The following is a 376-nucleotide window of genomic DNA, read 5'->3' on the forward strand; positions in this document are numbered from 1 at the left end:
TGCAACCAAGACATCCCAGCCAAGCTGATGCTCAACACCATCATTTAAGCCATCGTTGTCGCTATCCGAAGACAGATAATTACTTTGTAAGTCCAACTCGACAAGATTGCTTAATCCATCATTATCTGTGTCATCATTGGGGTGGTAGCCAGGGCTTCCTGCATCTAAACCATCCCAATGTTGTTCAACTTCAACACTGTCGCTCCAACCATCAGCGTCAGTATCGATTTGAGTTGGGTTCAGACCCAGACCTATTTCAGCAAGATTAAAGAGGCCATCATTATCAGCATCGCCAAGTGAGCCTTGCTCTGGAGAAATATCACTTGTTGGGCTCCACCCATAAGTAAGCTCATCGCTATCAGATAAGCCGTCCTCA

At 45.7% G+C, this 376-nt stretch carries 1 pseudogene; it reads right to left on the reverse strand.

Annotated elements, in window-relative coordinates:
• Nucleotides 1–376, reverse strand: a pseudogene (locus tag H5300_RS27140) (hypothetical protein); the annotation flags it as partial.

This window comes from Vibrio sp. SG41-7 (assembly GCF_014164465.1).
Lineage (GTDB): Bacteria > Pseudomonadota > Gammaproteobacteria > Enterobacterales > Vibrionaceae > Vibrio > Vibrio splendidus.